The following is a 16,642-nucleotide window of genomic DNA, read 5'->3' as shown; positions in this document are numbered from 1 at the left end:
GAATGCCATCATGATGCTGCGCACCGTCACGCTTTCGTTTCTCGCATTGCTGTCGGCGACGATGCCATCGCGCGCCGAGGATCCGGCCGCCTACCCCACCCGCAAGATCCGCATGCTGCTGCCTTACGCGGCGGGCGGTGGCGGCGACGTGATCGGCCGGCTGCTCGCCGACAAGATGGGCAAGACGCTCGGGCAGAGCATCTATATCGAGAACCACACCGGTGCTGCCGGCACGCTCGGCACGCAGATGGTCGCGACATCAGCGAATGACGGCTACACCATCACCGTCGGCGGCATGACCACGCACGTGCTGGCGCCGGCGATCTATCCGAAGCTGCCCTACGATTCGATCAAGGACTTTACGACCATCGGCCGCATCGGTACGTCCTCGATCATGCTGGTGGCGACCAAGGATTTTGCCGCCAACGACATCAAGGGGCTGATTGCCCTTGCGAAGAAGGGCGAGCCGATCCAGTACGGTAGCTGGGGGATCGGATCGACCGGGCAATTTTGCGCGGAGATCCTGATGCAGCAGACCGGCATCAAAATGGAGCAAGTGCCGTTCAACGGCATCGCCAAGCTCGCCGGCGATTTGCTCGGCGGTCATATCTCGCTGGCGACGCTCGACATGGCGACCGCAACGCCGCTGGTGAAGGACGGCTCGATCAAGGCACTGGCCGCCTGCGGCGAGCGCTCGCCGAGCCTGCCGGATGTTGCAACCTACCAGGAGCAAGGCGTACCGTTCGACCGCAGCCTGTCGTGGGCGATGTATGCGCCCGCGCGCCTTGCGCCGCCGATCGCCGCGAAGCTGTCGGCGGCGCTCAAGGACGCGCTCGGCGATGCCGAGGTGAAGGAGAAGCTCTTGGGCCTCGGCATCACGCCGCAATTCGTGCCCGGCGACGAACAGCGCGACATCAACGCCCGCGACATCGCGGCCTGGAAGCAGGTTGCCAAGGACGCCGGCATCGAGGTGAAGTGAATAGCAAAGCTATTGCATGTGAAGACAAACGTGACGGGAGACTCGCGTGCGGCCATCCTTCGAGACGACCGCTACGCGGTCTCCTCAGGATGAGGTCCCGTTGTGCGGCGGGATATCAGACCCTCATGGTGAGGAGCCCGCAAGGCGGGCGTCTCGAACCATGCAGGCCCCGCTCGTCCAGCGGCCTCCCGCTGTCGCATGCGATAGCCTAGAGTGACTAGGTTGAGAACAGGAGCGCGGGCATGAGCCGCATCTTTGGCGCGGTGCGCCAGAACGGATATGTGGTGCGGGACATCCAGGCCGCGATGAAGCACTGGATCGAGGTGATGGGCGTCGGTCCCTGGTACTACATGGACCGCGTCAAGACCGACTGGTTCCGCCATCGCGGCCAGGATTCCGCGGTGGAGATGAGCATTGCGCTGGCGAACTCAGGCGATCTCCAGATCGAGCTGATCCAGCAGCGCAACGACGCGCCCTCGCTCTACAAGGAATTCCTCGACGCCGGCCACGAAGGCCTCCAGCACATGTCCTACTGGAGTCACGACTATGAGTCGCTCTACGACAAGGCGATCGGGCTCGGCTACAGGATCGGCCACGAGGGTCAGATCGGCGGCGACAAGGGACGCTTTGCCTATTTCGACACGCAGGCCCATCCGGGAACGATCATCGAGATCTCCGACATCAGCGGCACCAAAGGGCCGTTCTTCGAAAAAGTCCGGCAGGCGGCGTTGAGCTGGGACGGTACGCGGCCGATCCGCGAGGTCGTAGCAAGATCGTAGGCGCTTTCGCCGGCGGGGTCACCTCGCTGCTCGCGCGGTAGAGCGCAATCTGTGGTACATCAGCCTCGTGTCCGAACCTTCAGCGAGGCAAGCATGTCCAGCACTGACAAGGTTTTTGCCGGATCGATTCCAAAAATCTACGACGAATATCTGGTCCCGATGATCTTCTCCGTCTATGCGGAGGACATCGCAAGACGCGTCGCGGCGCGCTCGCCCTCCGTGCTGCTCGAGATCGCCGCGGGCACCGGTGCGGTCACGCGCGCAGTCGCGGCGGCGCTGCCGCGCGGCATCCGTTATGTCGCGACCGATCTGAACGAGCCGATGCTCGCGGTCGCGGCGAAGCGGCAAGGCGACGATGACCGCATCACCTGGCGCCAGGCGGACGGCATGGCGCTGCCCTTTGGCGATGCCGAGTTCGACGTGGTCTGCTGCCAGTTCGGCGCGATGTTCTTTCCGGACCGCGTCAAGGCCTACGGCGAAGTGAAGCGCGTGCTGAAGGACGACGGCACGTTCGTGTTCAACGTGTGGGACCGCATCGAGGACAATGTGCTCAGCGACGAAGCAACGGCCGCGCTCGCCAGGATGTTTCCCGACGACCCGCCCCGTTTCATGAGCCGAACGCCGCACGGCTATCACGACAAGGCGCTCATCAGATCCGACCTCGAGCGTGCCGGCTTTCGCGACATCTCGATCGAAACGCGAACTGAAACCAGCCGCGCGCCGTCGGCGGAATATGCCGCGACCGCGCTCTGCCAGGGCACGCCGCTGCGAAGCGAGATCGAGGCCAGGGATGCGAGCAAGCTGCAGGCCGCGACGGATCTCGTTGCCGCAGAACTCCGGTCGCGCCACGGCTCCGGCGCGGTTGACGGCAAGATCCAGGCGATCGTGATCGAAGCGCGGCCGTAGGCGCGGACCGTCAGCGCAGGTTTGCGCGAAGCTCGCGCACGCCGCGTCCGAGGCGCTCCCGCAACAGCGTCCGGAGCGTCGCGCCATCCTCATAGCCGACCTCGGCGGCGATCGCATCGACGTCGAGACCGCTGCCATGGAGCAGCGACTGCGCGCGCTCGACCCTGAGGTCCTGGAAGTAGGACAGCGGAGACTTGCCGAGCACCGCCTCGCAGCGGCGCTGCAAGGTTCGCGCGCTGGTCGCAAGTGCGCTTGCGGCCTCCTGCAACGAAAAACCCTGCTTCAGATGCTCGCGCGCCCAGCGTTCGAAACGCTGGATGAGCGGATCGGCCTGCGCCAGATGATTGGGAATGATGAAGGGCGCCTGCAGGGAGCGCAGATCGGCCAGCAAATAACGCGACACCACGGCGGCAAGCTCGGGGCTGGCCTGACGTATGAACCACAGCGCGAGATCGAGATGCCCCATGGCGGCGCCCGCCGTGACAACGCGATCCGACGTCACCAGCATGCGTTTCTCATCGAGCCTGACATTCGGGTAACGCTGACGGAACAGCGGTGACAGCCACCAGGTGGTCGTCGCTCCCTGTCCATCGAGCAGCCCCGCCTCCGCAAGCACGAACGTCCCGATGCAGGACGCGGCGATGCGCGCGCCATTGGCGTACCAGGACTGGAGCTGCTCCACCGCCTGCCTGACGTCGCGGCGGTCAAGCGCCGGAATCAACAGTTCCGGCCGACTTGTATTCAACGCCGGTACGATGACCCAGTCCGGCTTCAGGTCGGGCGTCACGGGTTTGACGGGGAGCGCAAAGCCCTGCCCGGAGCGGACTTTTCTCCGCACGCCGACGATCGACACGTCGAAATGGGGCGCACTACCCGCCTGGGCGGCCGCGAAATTGTTGGCGATCGTGAATGCATCGAGCGTCACGGTCAGCCCGGTGTCCCAAAATCCCTCGAGGGCGAGCAACGCGATGTGCATGGCGGAAATGCTCTCAAAGTTGTCGTTTACGACAATACCGCTGATGCGGAGGGCGGCTTAGCTTGGTCCCCATCGGCGCTCGGTCCGAAGCCCACACCGCGAGCGAGAGATAGTCGTAGCGATCTGAGAAAACAACGTTTTTGCGGACGATCGGCACGATTATCGATGGCGTAAATGCCTCCAAAGATGGCGTTTTCGCCCCTCTTTGCGGAGCCTTCGGACTGGACGCCGCCCCTTGACGAGCACCAATCCAAAAGGAGAGCCCCATGAAAATCATCGCCATCGGCAACATCACCAAGGCGCCGACGCCGGAGCAGCGGCAGCAGATCATGCCGCGGGAAGTGCCGGCTACGTTGAAGCACTATCTCGACGGGAAGATCGAGCAGTTCTGGTTTCGCCAGGACAAGCCCGGCGTGGTCTTCCTGATGAACGTCGAGTCCCTCGAACAGGCCAAGGCGACCGTGGAGGCACTGCCACTCGTGACCGACGGTTTCTGCACCTACGAGCTGATGCCGGTCGGCCCGCTCGCGCCGCTGGGTCTTCTGATCCAGGGCAAGTGAATCAAGGCAAGTGACCACGCGCCGGACCTGCGCCTGACATTCGAGCCTGCATCGCCGCCGCGCGGCGGCGATGCAGCACGCACCCTATGTGGTTGAACAGCGTAAACCTCAGGGCAAGGAGAATACGAATGAAGCCTACGCTCGCTGCCGTCTTGGTGACTTTGATCCTCTGCCTGGCATCCGCGGTCCCGGGACGCGCGCAGTCACCGACGCCGCCGACGCCAACCACCCGAATTCTTGCGATCGGCACGATCAACCCCGGCGCCGATGCCGCCGCCGCGCGCGCGATCCTGCCGAAGGAAGTGCGGGAGACGGTGAAGCTCTATCTCGAGGGCAAGATCGACCAGTGGTACTCGCTGCAAGATCGCGTCGGCGTCGCGTTCATCCTGAACGTCACGGATGTCGCGGCTGCTCACGACATGCTCGAAAAGCTGCCCTTGGGCGAAGCTCATCTCATGCGCTTCGAGCTGATCCCGCTCGGCCCGCTCAATCCGCTTCGACAGCTGCAGGGCATGTCGACGGGGTCACCCTAAAGCGCGATGAGATTTGGATGAATTCATCATCGCGCTTCAGGTTGTCGTTTACGCATGATCTTTCCGGAAAACCGCTTCGCACTTTTCAGGATCATGCTTTAGAGCGCTCTGCTACCAGAAGCTCCGCGGCATCGGCTGCGCCGGCTGATAATATTGATACTGGCCGCGGCGACGCGGATTGACGGGCTGCGGGTTCGGCTGCTGGAAGAAGAAGCCGAAACCGTTGCCGCCGTTGCCGCCATTGTCCCAGTAGCCGTCATCGCTGGCAACGGCCATCGGCGGCGCGGTCGGCTTGCGCGTGATGAAGCCGCCCTGCGGATGGTTGCTCAGCACCGCGACGAACTCGGTGCGGTAGTTGGTCTCGCTGCTCAGCGGCTCGTCCGAGATGATGATCGACGAGCGCGGCAATGCGGTCGGCCCGATGCGATCCCACACCTCCTGCGGGATGGTGATGCGGTCGAGCGCGTTTTTGGCATTGTCGCCGTCGTCGATCGTGACCACGCTCCAGCGCAGGCCGGTGCCGTTCCTCGCCATCGCCGTGAAGATGTGCGTGCCGAGCGGCTGGTCGGGATTGCGGATCGTGACGGGGACCTCGATGCTGGTGTCGAACACCTCGCCGCCGCCGTCCGGCGCCGGCTTGTGCGTGTTCCGCCGCACATAGAGTTTCTGCGTCGAGCGGCTGATGTAGACCGAGACCGGTTCGAGCGCGAGCTTTGCGTCGAGTTCCGCCTTGACGGCATCGGCCTTCCTGGTCGCCGCGACCTTCGCGGCTTCCTTGGTGGCGGCGACGGCATCGCGCTTCGGCTGCGCGGCGGCCTTGGCGGCATCGAGCTGGGTTGCCGCATCGGCAGCCTTGGCAGCCACCTTCTGCTTCAGTTCCTCGGCCTTTGCCTTGGCCTGGTCGGTCTTGGCATTCGCAATCAGCTTGTCGGCATAAGCGTTCTCACCGTCGGCGCGGGTCTTCTGCTGCTCAAGCTTGCGCAGCGTCGCCGGAAGCGATTGCGCCTCTTTCGCCGCTGCGGTGGCGGCCTTTTTGGTCTCGTCGGCAGCGCGCGTCGCCTCCTCGGCTTCAGCGGAGAGCTTGCCGATACGGCCTGGGGCCGCCGCGATGGCCTCCGGCTTCGGCACGAACAGCGAGGGATGGGAGAAATCGACCGGGGCTGCGTCGTTCGGCGAGATGATCACCCGCATTCCGATGTTGGTCTTGTCGAACAGGCCCTCGGCGAAGTTGAAGGGCATGCGTACGCAGCCGTGCGAGGCGGCATAGCCGGGCAGTGGCCCGCCATGCAGCGCGATGCCGTTCCAGGTGATGCGCTGCATGTTCGGCATCCAGGCATCGTCATACATGGTCGAATGGTGGTCCTTGTCCTTCTCGATGATGGCGAAGACGCCGGCCGGCGTCTCGCGGCCGGTGGTGCCGGTCGAGACCGGCGCGCGCAGGATCCAGCCGTCCGCATCGTAGAAGGTGACCTGCTGGCTCTTGATCGACACGATCGCCATGATCGGCTCGCCGGCCTCGCGCGGCGCCACCGCCTCGGCCACCTGGCGGGCCTGCTTGGCCGCGTCGGCGCTGGCAGTCAGCCCGGTCAGGGCGGCGATCGTCGCGAGCGCAACAAGTCCGGGAGTCCGCCAACGCCGCGTCGCCATCGTGGATTGCGCCGTCGTCATCTGGTCTTTCATGCCATACCCCGGTCCAATGCCAGTCCGTGCCTGTGTGTCGATCGCATGTCAGATTGCGATCTGTGGATTAAGAATTCGCGGCCACCTTGCGTTCCGTATCTGGCGATATTCGGTCCGGTCCGGCGGCAAATCTCTCATATACGACGGCCCGGAAAGGCGGAAGATGGCCCGGGGCCGGGGCTGGTCCGGGGCTGGCGTCGAATCACTGCGGCAGAATGTCCGGGCTAATGGGTCCGGCGTCCGATCAGCCGGGTCATTGCAGCGCCGAACTGGCCGAACAGCGCAAAGACCATGAGCGGCAGAGCACGCGCTGCGGCCTGCGCAGCCAGCTCATGCTGCATGATCAGCAGCACTGCGAACACGGTGAGGCTCAGGAGCGCGCAGATGAGAGCTGCGGCAAGACCCAGCTTGCGCAAAACGGAGGCAAAGTCGGTGACGGTCATGACCTGAACCGGGCGAAGATGAACACATCTGTGCTAGCCCCGCTGGAGGCCGCACGATGTGACCCTCATCACACAGAGCTGTGTCATACGGCTGCCATGCCGGCAGCCCGGGTACTCGCTATCGGAACGCCAGCGGATGTCTCGTCCTGTGGGGCGTCAGACTTCGAGCCACTCTTGCCGCACGGCGGCGTTGGCTTTGAGCTCATCGGGCGTGCCTTCGAAGACGACGCGGCCGTGGCCCATGATGTAGACGCGCTTCGAAATCCGCATCGCGATCGACAGCTTCTGCTCGACGAGCAGGATCGCGACACCGGCCTGTGCGATGCGCGCGATGAGATCACCGACCTGCTGCACGATCAGCGGCGCGAGGCCTTCGGTCGGCTCGTCGATCATGATGAGATCCGGATCGCCCATCAGCGTGCGGCAGGTCGTGAGCATCTGCTTCTCGCCGCCGGACAGCACGCCTGCGGCCGTATCAGCCCGCGCGGCGAGATTGGGGAACATGTCGAGCATGTCCTGCAGCCGCCACTTGCCGGGACGGCGCGTGTCCTTGACCCCGAGCAGCAGGTTCTGGCGAACCGTCAGGCTCGGAAAGATGTCGCGATGCTCAGGGACATAGCCGAGGCCGAGCCGCGCGATCTTGTAGCTCGGAAGACCCGCGATGTCCTTGCCCTTGAAGCGGATCGTGCCTTGCGGCGCGACCTCGCCCATGATCGCCTTGACCGTGGTGGAGCGGCCGACGCCGTTGCGGCCGAGCAGGCTCACGACCTCGCCGGCGGCGACGTCGAGATCGACGCCCTGAAGAATGTGGCTCTTGCCGTAGTAGGCGTGGAGATCCCTGACCTCGAGCATCAGTGCGCTTCCTCGCCGAGATAGGCTTCCTTGACCTTCGGGTCGCGCCGGATCTCTTCCGGCGTGCCCGAGGCGATGATGTGGCCGTAGACCAGCACGGAGATGCGGTCGGCCAGACCAAACACGACGCTCATGTCGTGCTCGACGATGACGAGGGTCTTGCCCTCGGTCAGCCGGCGGATCAGCGACACCGCGCGATCGGTTTCGGCATGGCTCATGCCGGCGGTCGGCTCGTCCAGCATGACGACCGTGGCGCCGCTCGCGATGGTGATGCCGATCTCGAGCTCGCGTTGCTCGGCGTAGGTGAGAAGCCCAGCCGGAACGTCGCGCCGATGCGTCAGATGGATGTCGTCCAGGATCTGCGCGGTACGCTCGCGCACCTCAGGCAGGCTGTCGACGTTCTTCCAGAAGGCGTAGCGATGCCCCGTCGCCCATAGCACGGCGCAGCGGACGTTCTCCCAGACCGACATCCGGGCAAACACGTTGGTCACCTGGAACGAGCGCGACAGGCCGCGCCGGTTGATCTCGAAGGGCCTCAGGCCCGAGATCAGGTCGCCATTCAGCCTCACCTCGCCCGCGGTCGGCTTGATGTGGCCGCTGATCAGGTTGAACGTCGTGGACTTGCCGGCGCCGTTCGGGCCGATGATGGCATGACGCTCGCCTTGGGCGACGCTGAGGTTCAGGTCGCGGATGATGCCGACATTGCCGAAGCGCTTTTCGACGGCGCGGACTTCGATGGCTGCGCGCTTTCCAGATACCGCTCCGCTCATGCGAGATACCCCCGGTCACGGGCGACCGTCGCAGCCCTGTCCCACGCGTCCGCGATCCGCCGCCAGGTCAGCCGCGCGACGAAGGCGCCGCCGATCACGAGAACCGCGGCAGCGACCCAAGTCACCGGTGATGTCGGCTTGAAGCCGATCCCGAACAGGTTGATGACTTCCCCGCCCGAATAGCGCGCGATGGTCTCGATCGTGAGAATGATTCCGCAGGCGAGTGCCACGGTCGGCACGACAGCGACGAGATAGGACGGGATCACCGTCCACAGCGTTCCGGCGCGCACCAGCGGACGGTGCATCATCACCAGGCCCGCTATACCGCCCGGCGAGAACATCACGATGCCGATGAAGATGATGCCGAAATAGAGCTGCCATACGCTGGTGACACTGGTCAGCCCGAGCTGGAGGTACGTCACCAGGATCGCGCCGAGGATCGGGCCGAAGAAATAGGCGGTGCCGCCGATGAAGGTCGAGAACAGCACGAGGCCGGACTGGATCGCGCCGAGATAGGCGGAGTTGGCGATCTCGAAATTGATCGCGGCAAGACTGCCCGCGACGCCGGCAAAGAATCCGGCAAAGCAGAAGGCGAGATAGCGGACGACGTGCGGATCATAGCCGATGAACTGGACGCGCTCCGGATTGTCGCGGACGGCATTGCTGATCCGGCCGAGCGGCGTCCGGGTCAGCGCGTACATCGCGATCGCCGACAGCACCAGCCAGAACGCGATGAGGTAGTAGACCTGAAGCTGCGGCCCGAACGACCAGCCGAACATTTTTGGCAGCGCGGTTCGGTCCGTGGTGATGCCAGACTCGCCGCCGAACACCGAGCGCAGGATCAGCGAGGACGACGCGACCAGCTCGCCGATGCCGAGCGAGATCATCGCAAAGACAGTGCCGGCGCGCTTGGTCATCACCCAGCCGATGATGATCGCAAAGACGAGGCCGCCGAGCCCGCCGAACAGCGGAATGAACGGCAGCGGGATCGGCCAGCCGTGCGAGACCACGGCGTTCATCATGTGGCAGGCGGCGAAACCACCGAGGCCGTAATGCACGGCATGGCCGAATGACAACAGCCCGGTCTGGCCGAGCAGGATGTTGTAGGACAGCGCAAAGACGATCGCGATGCCGATCAGGCTGAACGACGTTAGCGAGCCGCCGGAGGAGAAGACGATCGGCAGGACGATCAGCGCGGCAATGCCGATCAGCCAGACGCCGTAGAAGCGCAGGCCGTCGCCGGCGGGCTTGTCTGCAATCTTGGATGTCGAGGTCTTCGTGGTGGTCATGACTCGCGCGTCCCCATCAGGCCCATGGGGCGTACGATCAGAATGATCACCAGCAGAAGATAAGGCACGATCGGCGCGACCTGCGCGATCGTGACGTTCCAGACGTCGGTGAGGACGGACGGCCCCGCCGACGGATCGAGCGGGCCGAAGGCGCTGGCGAGCGAGCCGTTCAGCGCGACAGCAAAAGTCTGCACCAGGCCGATCACCAGTGAAGCGACGAAGGCGCCGGGCAAGGAGCCGAGGCCACCGAACACGATGACCACGAACAGGATCGGCCCTAACGCCGCGGCCATGTCGGACTGCGTCACCAGGGCGGGACCGGCGATGACGCCGGCAAGGCCGGCGAGCGCGCTGCCGACGCCGAATACCACCATGAACACACGGCCGACGTTGTGGCCGAGATGCCCGACCATGTGCGGATGGGTCAGCGCCGCCTGCACGATCAGGCCGACGCGGGTGCGCTTGAGCACGATCAGCAGGGCGACGAAGATCACGACCGATACGGCCAGCATGAAGATCTTGTAGGCGGGGTAGTTGGTCGAGAACACCGTGAAGGCCGGGAAGTCGAGCAGCGTCGGCACGCGGTAATCGACCGGGCTCTTGCCCCATATCATCGACACGATCTCTTCGATCGCGAACGCGAGGCCGAAGGTTAGCAGCAATTCGGCGACATGGCCGTGCTTGTGGGTGTTGCGCAGGCCGTAACGCTCAACGGCCATGCCGATGGCGCCGACCAGCAGCGGCGCCAGCACCAGTGCCGGCCAGAAGCCGATCCACTTGGTGAGCTGGAAGCCGAAGAAGGCGCCGAGCATGTAAAAGCTGGCATGGGCGAAGTTGAGGACGCCCATCATGCTGAAGATGACGGTGAGCCCGCTCGACAACAGGAAGAGCAGCATGCCGAACAGCACGCCGTTCAGGGTCGAAATGACAATGAGTTCAAGCACAGCGCACTCATGGATATCCGGGGCCTGATGGCCCCGGTGAACATCGCCCAATCAAGAATCGTCCGGCTGCCGTCACCCCGCAGCCCATGATGGCCGCGGGACAACGACAAGCTCAGTGATTACGGCCGCGCCATCTTGCAGGTCGTGGAGACCATCGCCTGCGGCGTGTCGATCTTCGACACCAGATGCCAGCCCCAACCGGTGCTCTCCTCGTCGAATGGCTCGCTCTCGGTCAGCTTGCCGAAGGAGGAGATGTAGATCGGCTGCAAGAACTGGTGGTCGTCCTTGCGCATGATGCCCTGGCCACCATCGAGGACCTCGAACTTCAGATCCTCAAGCGCCGCTGCGACCTTCACGGGGTCGATCGAGTTGGCCTTCTCGGCCGCCGCCTTGAACATGCGCATCTCGTTGACTGCGCGCGGATACCACAGCGACAGATTGACCTTGGCGCGGAACGCCTTCTCATAGTCCATCGCAGCCTTGTTGCCGGAATTCGCAAAGCCTTCGGTGATCTGGAAGACCTGATGATCCAGACCGGTCTGCTTGACGGCAGTTGGACCGCCGGCGCCACCGGCATAATAAGTATACCAGTTGACCTTCAGACCGGCATCAGCCGCGGCCTTGAGCAGCAGCGCAAAATCCTGGCCCCAATTGCCGGTGACGACGCTGTCGGCGCCGGACGCCTTGATCTTGGCGATATAGGGCGAGAAATCGGTGACCTTGAGCAGCGGATGCAGCTCGTCGCCGACGATCTGGATATCAGGACGCTTGGCGCCCAGCATCTTGCGCGCATCGGTGCGTACCGACTGGCCGAACGAATAGTCCTGGTTGATCAGGTACACCTTTTTGATCGACGGGGTGTCCTTCATGTAGTTGGTGAGCGCTTCCATCTTGATGTCGGAGCTCGCATCCCAGCGGAAATGCCAGTAGCTGCACTTCTCGTTGGTCAAGCTCGGATCGACGGCGGCGTAGTTGAAGTACAGGACCTCCTTGCCGGGATTGCGCGTATTGTTCTTGGTGACGAAGTCCGAGAGCGCGGCGGCGACGGACGAGCCGTTGCCTTGCGTGATGTAACGCACCCCGGCATCGATCGCCTTCTGGGCCTGCACCAGGCTCTCCTGCGGATTGGTCTTGTTGTCGAGCCCGATGATCTCGATCTTCTTGCCGAGGATGCCGCCCTTGGCGTTGAGCTCGTCGGCCAGATACTGGAAGGTCTTCAGACCACCCTCGCCGACGCTGGCACCGCCGCCGGAGAGCGGATCGATATAGCCGATCTTGATGGTGTCCTCGGCCGACGCTGGTTGACCGAGCATCGGGGCGATCACGGCAATGGCCAATGTGAGCTTGCGCATTGTTTGTTTCCTCGCTGGCTATCGACTTTAGTCGATGGGCTTTTTGCGCATGTTGCAGCGCAATTTCAAACCCCTAATGAGCAGAACGAACTTTGCTTTTCAAGCGCGACAGGGCATGGCTCCGGCCGCCGCTATGAAATGTGATCCGGCCGGCCAACCCGTCCTCAGCATTCCGCGACAAGGAATAGAACGCAAGGGGAAACTCGCATGCGGCGGACGGCGGTACCGCGGAAGATGCTCTCCACCTAAAGCCGGTCGATCGGATCCGTGCTGTCCGGCACATCCGTCCCTGTCGCCAGAATGGAGCAGGCAACCGCCGCGAGCGGCGCGGCTAATCCGAATGTCCAGGCTCCGAACCCTCCAAAGACAATGGCCAATGCCAGACTCGATGCGACGAGTGCGCTGATCCCGGCGACGACCGCACGCTCCCAGGCGCGCGCATCCTTCAGCGCGCCGTCAATGACGGCGCAAAGAAGAAATGGCAGCAGTTCGACGATATAGATCGCAGGCTGCGGCCACCACCACCTTTCGGCATGTCTCACAAGCAAATAGAAGCCGAGATGCGTCGCCGCGGGACCGAGCAGACCGAAGATCGCAATCCGGATCACATATCGTCGCATGCGTCAGATCTGTCTCCGGTTGCCATGAGCCCGGCTAGACCCCCAGCGCCTTCCGATTGAAGGTCCGCAGCAAACGCAGCGACAGCGTCCGCACATTGGCGACGTTCAGCAGCCAGGCGGCGGCAACGTAGGCAAGACCGCCGGCAAGACTGACGATGATGAGAGAGACGAGGCCGGTGCCGCCGGCCTGCGATCGCGCGACCAGGATTGCAGCGGCCATTACGGCGGCGGAGGCGGCAACGCCGGCGAGGCGGTTGAAGTCGAACGGGACCGGATGGGCGCGGTGCATCAGCACGACGGCGACGAGGAAGCCGACGGCCTCGGTCGCAAGCGTCGCCAGTGCCGCACCGTAGAGGCCGTAGCCGGCGACCAGGACGAACATCAGCGCTACGCTCAGAACGAGCGTAAGGAAGGACTGCGCCGCCAGCATGAACGGCCGCTCGGCGAGCTGGAAGCTGATCTGGACATAGAACTGGTTGGCGATGCCGAAGAAGCGCGCGAGCACGAGGGTCGGCAGCAACGCCGACACGCCGGCGCGGAAGTCGACGCCGACGAGCGTGCCGGCGACCTGGTCGGCCGCGAGCGCAAGCCAGACCGCGACCGGCGCGACGACGACAAGCAGCAGCTCGAGACTTTCGGTCAACCGCTCCCGCGTCGTCTCCTTGTTGTTCTCGGACAGTGACCGGAACACCAGCGGTACGGTCGCCGCGGCAACGCTGGAGGCGATCATGACCATGAACTGACGCGGCAGATCGGCGGCGACGCCGAAAATGCCGGCAGCGTCCTTGCCAAGGAGATAAGCCACAATGAGTCGGTCGCAGGCGGAATAGACCGCGACGGACAGTCCGGCCAGCGTCAGCGGCAGCCCGTAGCGCGCCAGCTGCATGAACTGGCTGCGCTGGAAGCCTGCGATCTTGGTGCGGTCGCCGACAAGGTTGAGAATGATGCCGGTGAGCGAACCGAGGCCGAAGGCCGCAAGCAAGCCGAGGCCGCCCCAGCCGAGCCAGATGCCGACGAGGCCGAAGCCGACGCTGGAGACGCTGCGCACGATCGAGATCGCGGCGAACCGATAGGGGCGCAGCTTGGCGCGCTCGAACTCCTGGCCGACATCGACCGCATTGGCCATGATCGCGACGAACATGCTGGCGAGCAGCAGCTCGACGCTGAGATCGCTGCGGAACAGGAACACCAGCGGCGTGGTGGCGCAGAGCACCGCTGCCGTCAGCGCAAAAGCGACCATCGCCGTGCCGCGGAAATCCACCTCCGCCGACATCGCCTGATAGCGCGACACCGACAGCTTGATCCAGGCGAAGAAGATCGCGCCCAAAATGCCGGCCAGGCTGATGCCGACGACATAGACACCGTATTCCGCAGGCGTCAGCAGCCGCGTGTAGGCCGTGACGGCAAAGAAGCCCACCGCCGCAGGCAGGATATAGGCGACGAGATAGATCGAGAAATGGCGGTTCAGCATTGCAGGACCGTTGGGATGATGACGGCCGTTAAATCAATGGGCCTTGCGGGGCGAATGAATTGCGCCGCAGCATCTCGCAAGAGTGTCACATAAGTCTGGAGATCGGGCGGCGAATGAGGGTTTGACACCGCTTTCACCCGTTAGCGTTAAATTTGCCCTTTCGCTGAAGCGGTTTTCGCCATCACGAATGAAACCATGATCCAGGCTGGCACATCGGCCCCAGCGTCACGTGCATCGACGCAACAGGCATCCGGCAAGGGTTAACCCAACAACAGGAAACCCCCGGCGTCGCAGGGCGACGCTTGGTACCATAGCGCGTTGGTTCCCAAAGGAAGATTCCGACGTGACCAGGCTCGACAGACGCGAATTTCTTCTCGGCGGCGCCGCAGCACTGGCGGCGGGTGCAACGGCATCGGCCGCGCCGGCGTCAAAGCTCGCCCAGCGCCGTCCCGGCTATGGCGCAGCCGCGACACTGTGGGACCTGCAAGCCGATCCGCGGCTTGGCGAGGCCATCAGCACCTATTGCACCCAGGTGGTGCCGGTGCTCGAGCTGAAATGGCCGATGCTGCGGCCGGATGCGCATACGTTCGCGTTCGAACGCGCCGACGCCATCTATGAATTCGCGCAGAAGAACGATCTGACCATGCGCGGCCACGCCCTCGCCTGGTATCACGACATTCCGGACTGGACCAAGCAGATCAAGGACGCCAAAGGCGTCGAGCGCGCCTATGTCGATCACATCGGCACCGTCGTCTCCTATTACAAGGACAAGCTGACGTCGTGGGACGTCGTCAACGAGCCGATCCCCGACAATCCCCGCAGTGTGAAGGACCGGCGCGACACGTTCTGGACGCAGCATCTCGGCGAGCGCTGGATCCCGCTGGCCTTCCGCACGGCGGCCGCGGCCGATCCCTTCGTCAAGCTCGCGATCAACGAATACGACATCGAATCGGCGAAGGACTCGTTCATCGCCAAGCGCGCGGCGTACCGCACCCTGATCATGGACCTGCTCGACCAGGGCGTGCCGCTGCATGCAGTGGGCCTGCAATCGCATCTGCATGCCGAGCTCGAGATCGATACGCACGGCCTCGCCGAGTTCGTCACCGAATTGCGCTCGTGGGGGCTCGAGGTCTACGTCACCGAGCTCGACGTCGACGATCAGAAGCTGGCGGGCAGTCCGGCAGAGCGCGATGCCATCGTCGCCAAACGCGTCGATGATCTCCTGACGGCGATCTCGACCAGCGGCCCGGTGCGCTCGATCCTGACCTGGGGCATATCCGACCGCTACAGCTGGATCAACGGCGTCTTCGCCCGCAAGGACAAGCAGCCGAACCGGCCCTTGCCGCTCGACGGCGAGTTCAAGCCAAAACCGTTCATGGACGTCATCAGCAAGTTCACGAAGGAAGTTTGAGGGCGGCGGCGCCTAAAGCGCGATGAGATTGGGATGAACCGTCATCGCGCTTTGGGTTGTTGTTTGAGCATGATCTTTTCGGAAAACCGCTTCGCACTTTCCCGGATCATGCTTCAGCGCGTCTTCGGCACTTCGAATTCCGCCGCATCGCCGATGTGATCCGGCGACAGACTCGGGCCGCGGCGATCGCGCGAACTGAAGCGGAACACGTCGCGGATGTCGTCGATCGAGGTCGACGAATAGGACTGGATGCACAGCGCAACCTGCTCCGGCGAAGCGGCCCGCATCATCGCTTCGATCGCGGCGCGGTCGAGGCAGGTGTCGTCCCAATGCGAGACGGCGATGCTGTCCTCGGTGACCTGATGCCTCGCCAGATGTTCTGGTGAGTTCGCGACGAAGTTTCCGTAAAGCAGGTATTCGGAGAACTTCTTCTTCCGGCACAATGCCAGCGCCCAGCTCAGGCCCGTCGCCGACTTGATGGCGGCGGTCATCGCCCGCGCGCTGTCCTTGTCCCAGACCAGCGCGTTGCCGACATAGTCGTCTGCGGGGAAGGACCGGTCCTTGATGCCGAGGAGCAGGTCGACGGTGCGCAGCCACAGCACATGCAAGGGGTGACTAGCGTCGATCCCTTTGCGCGTGACGAACAGCGGCGTCTTCTCGCCGCCGGCATACTGGCCGACGTCGAATTCGCGGAAGAACAGATTGTCGGAGTCCAGAATGCAGACGCGCTGCTCGGGCGCGTTGAGGACGCCGGCGATCTTCAGGATCTGCTGGATGTGCCAGCCGTGCACGGGCGACGATAGCAGCGACAGCCAGACCCTGCGGCTGCTGATGAACTGAAGCGCTGGCGGCAGCGCGAACAGCCATTTCGGCAAATAACGTGAGGCCGGAACGATGACGCGCTTGTCGGACGCGAACCGTTCGAACAGCGGCACGTCCTCATCGTTAACAAGAACATAATGCCGCGTGTATCCCGTCAGCCACGTGTCGATGCTCTCGCTGAGCAGCGAGAAGCGTTCGATATCCTTGGCATAGCTGGCAGTCAGCAGTGCAACGGAATGCATGGAGTGCGCCCGA

The 16,642-nt window shown here is 63.8% G+C and carries 17 protein-coding genes; 6 read left to right on the top strand and 11 right to left on the bottom strand.

The window, feature by feature from the left end; translation table 11 throughout:
• Window positions 1-10: 10 nt before the first annotated feature.
• The 3 genes from FOM02_RS24355 to FOM02_RS24345 all read left to right on the top strand — a co-directional run bounded on the left by FOM02_RS24355 (window position 11) and on the right by FOM02_RS24345 (window position 2,664).
• Window positions 11-979 (top strand): Bug family tripartite tricarboxylate transporter substrate binding protein, encoded by a 969-nt coding sequence (locus tag FOM02_RS24355; RefSeq protein ID WP_027562601.1) that lies wholly within the window; start codon window positions 11-13, stop codon window positions 977-979.
• Between the two features lie 242 nt (window positions 980-1,221).
• Window positions 1,222-1,758, top strand: a complete 537-nt coding sequence (locus tag FOM02_RS24350) for a VOC family protein (RefSeq protein WP_027562600.1) — start codon at window positions 1,222-1,224, stop codon at window positions 1,756-1,758.
• Between the two features lie 93 nt (window positions 1,759-1,851).
• The gene (locus FOM02_RS24345) at window positions 1,852-2,664 is read left to right on the top strand and encodes a class I SAM-dependent methyltransferase (protein WP_027562599.1); all 813 of its coding nucleotides are present in this window, start codon (window positions 1,852-1,854) and stop codon (window positions 2,662-2,664) included.
• A 10-nt stretch (window positions 2,665-2,674) separates the two neighbouring features.
• On the opposite strand, the gene FOM02_RS24340 is transcribed toward FOM02_RS24345, so the two are convergent.
• Window positions 2,675-3,640 carry a GlxA family transcriptional regulator gene (locus tag FOM02_RS24340; RefSeq protein ID WP_027562598.1) on the bottom strand — a complete coding sequence of 322 codons (966 nt, stop codon included), beginning with the start codon at window positions 3,638-3,640 and terminating at the stop codon, window positions 2,675-2,677.
• A gap of 266 nt (window positions 3,641-3,906) precedes the next feature.
• Here FOM02_RS24340 and FOM02_RS24335 point away from each other — a divergent pair, with 266 nt between their 5' ends.
• The gene (locus FOM02_RS24335) at window positions 3,907-4,200 is read left to right on the top strand and encodes a hypothetical protein (protein WP_027562597.1); all 294 of its coding nucleotides are present in this window, start codon (window positions 3,907-3,909) and stop codon (window positions 4,198-4,200) included.
• A 128-nt stretch (window positions 4,201-4,328) separates the two neighbouring features.
• Entirely contained in the window at window positions 4,329-4,733 is a 405-nt protein-coding gene (locus tag FOM02_RS24330; protein ID WP_027562596.1) for a hypothetical protein, read from the top strand.
• A gap of 111 nt (window positions 4,734-4,844) precedes the next feature.
• On the opposite strand, the gene FOM02_RS24325 is transcribed toward FOM02_RS24330, so the two are convergent.
• The 9 genes from FOM02_RS24325 to FOM02_RS24285 form a co-directional block, all read right to left on the bottom strand.
• Window positions 4,845-6,413, bottom strand: coding sequence for a L,D-transpeptidase (locus tag FOM02_RS24325; protein WP_027562595.1), 1,569 nt, complete (start codon window positions 6,411-6,413; stop codon window positions 4,845-4,847).
• Between the two features lie 224 nt (window positions 6,414-6,637).
• Entirely contained in the window at window positions 6,638-6,856 is a 219-nt protein-coding gene (locus FOM02_RS24320) for a hypothetical protein (RefSeq protein ID WP_027562594.1), read from the bottom strand.
• A gap of 156 nt (window positions 6,857-7,012) precedes the next feature.
• Complete coding sequence (locus FOM02_RS24315) at window positions 7,013-7,708, bottom strand: ABC transporter ATP-binding protein (protein ID WP_014497636.1); 696 nt, start codon at window positions 7,706-7,708, stop codon at window positions 7,013-7,015.
• Window positions 7,708-8,478, bottom strand: a complete 771-nt coding sequence (locus FOM02_RS24310) for an ABC transporter ATP-binding protein (RefSeq protein ID WP_027562593.1) — start codon at window positions 8,476-8,478, stop codon at window positions 7,708-7,710. The genes FOM02_RS24315 and FOM02_RS24310 overlap by 1 nt, the downstream gene beginning before the upstream one ends.
• Window positions 8,475-9,767: a branched-chain amino acid ABC transporter permease gene (locus FOM02_RS24305; RefSeq protein WP_027562592.1), complete on the bottom strand. Its 1,293-nt coding sequence runs from the start codon at window positions 9,765-9,767 to the stop codon at window positions 8,475-8,477. The genes FOM02_RS24310 and FOM02_RS24305 overlap by 4 nt, the downstream gene beginning before the upstream one ends.
• Window positions 9,764-10,711, bottom strand: a complete 948-nt coding sequence (locus tag FOM02_RS24300) for a branched-chain amino acid ABC transporter permease (RefSeq protein ID WP_027562591.1) — start codon at window positions 10,709-10,711, stop codon at window positions 9,764-9,766. Before FOM02_RS24300 ends, FOM02_RS24305 begins: the two co-directional genes overlap by 4 nt.
• A 119-nt stretch (window positions 10,712-10,830) precedes the next feature.
• Window positions 10,831-12,063 carry a branched-chain amino acid ABC transporter substrate-binding protein gene (locus FOM02_RS24295; RefSeq protein ID WP_027562590.1) on the bottom strand — a complete coding sequence of 411 codons (1,233 nt, stop codon included), beginning with the start codon at window positions 12,061-12,063 and terminating at the stop codon, window positions 10,831-10,833.
• A 245-nt stretch (window positions 12,064-12,308) separates the two neighbouring features.
• Window positions 12,309-12,671, bottom strand: a complete 363-nt coding sequence (locus FOM02_RS24290) for a hypothetical protein (RefSeq protein ID WP_141263218.1) — start codon at window positions 12,669-12,671, stop codon at window positions 12,309-12,311.
• A 46-nt stretch (window positions 12,672-12,717) separates the two neighbouring features.
• Entirely contained in the window at window positions 12,718-14,154 is a 1,437-nt protein-coding gene (locus FOM02_RS24285; protein WP_027562588.1) for a lipopolysaccharide biosynthesis protein, read from the bottom strand.
• Between the two features lie 343 nt (window positions 14,155-14,497).
• Here FOM02_RS24285 and FOM02_RS24280 point away from each other — a divergent pair, with 343 nt between their 5' ends.
• Window positions 14,498-15,565: an endo-1,4-beta-xylanase gene (locus tag FOM02_RS24280; protein ID WP_027562587.1), complete on the top strand. Its 1,068-nt coding sequence runs from the start codon at window positions 14,498-14,500 to the stop codon at window positions 15,563-15,565.
• A 113-nt stretch (window positions 15,566-15,678) separates the two neighbouring features.
• Here FOM02_RS24280 and FOM02_RS24275 read toward each other — a convergent pair whose 3' ends face one another.
• Window positions 15,679-16,629 carry a DUF6492 family protein gene (locus FOM02_RS24275; protein WP_027562586.1) on the bottom strand — a complete coding sequence of 317 codons (951 nt, stop codon included), beginning with the start codon at window positions 16,627-16,629 and terminating at the stop codon, window positions 15,679-15,681.
• Between the last annotated feature and the right edge of the window lie 13 nt (window positions 16,630-16,642).

The sequence above is a fragment of the Bradyrhizobium sp. SEMIA genome (assembly GCF_014844175.1).
GTDB lineage: Bacteria > Pseudomonadota > Alphaproteobacteria > Rhizobiales > Xanthobacteraceae > Bradyrhizobium > Bradyrhizobium arachidis.
This window is presented reverse-complemented; position numbering and strand designations above follow the sequence as displayed.